1 protein-coding gene is annotated in these 836 nt (G+C 40.2%); it reads right to left on the bottom strand.

Annotated features, from left to right (window positions below; genetic code table 11):
* Nucleotides 1–836, bottom strand: an 836-nt coding sequence (locus DK187_RS20910; protein ID WP_111609221.1) for an IS1595 family transposase, incomplete at both ends; no start/stop codon positions are given.

Below are 836 nucleotides of genomic sequence, written 5' to 3'. Positions count from 1 at the left end.
ACAATAGCCCTCTAGACCGAGATTTTCTTCTGTTAAATCTAAAGGTATATTCATCCAAGTAGTAATCGAGTTGTTTAGATTGAACAGCACCTTGATAGGTTCCCAACAACCATCGCTTCAGTAAAGAAGCCACTCGATGTACACCTGGCATGGTTTCATGAGCTGGTATATTTGAACCAAGATGTACGGTCTTTTTTCTTGAATATCCCATGTTATCAACGGAACCATAAGCCGCCAATCCGTCTGTGTGAATTTGACTATTCGGCTCAATAACATCTTTTATGAATTGCTCAACGTTGTATTTTGTCGCTCTATCGACCTGTCGTAATCTAATGCGACCAAACCCTTTTGGCTCTATTAACTCTATTGCAATCAACACAACAAACTTCTTCTTATCTTGTTGATTTATATCGACTATACCACCAACAAAGGTTTCGTCTACCTCAACAAGTCCAGATAATTTATCTCTTTCAGGATTGATCATGGCGTAGCGTAATCGATGTAGTATCGCCCAAGCTGTTTGGTAACTGCCAAGCCCGAGTAAACGCTGCATACCAAGTGCACTTACACCATTTTTCTGATTGGTGAGATACCAAATTGCAGCAAACCAATCTTTAAGAGGCGTTCTTGTTTTATCAAAAATAGTACCTGCTGTGACAGAAGTTTGTTTCCGACACTGAACGCATTTAAGTTTATTTTTGGGAAGAGTATAGGGCACATTATGCACCAAACAATTGGGGCATATGAAACCATTAGGCCAACGAAGCGCGTACAGATAATCACGACAAGCTTGCTCATCGTGGAACCAGTCAACAAATTGACTCCAATTTTTAGGG

The organism is Marinomonas arctica (genome assembly GCF_003259225.1).
Lineage (GTDB): Bacteria > Pseudomonadota > Gammaproteobacteria > Pseudomonadales > Marinomonadaceae > Marinomonas > Marinomonas arctica.
The sequence above is the reverse complement of the archived record's forward strand: the minus strand, read 5'-3'. Positions and strand labels throughout refer to the sequence as shown.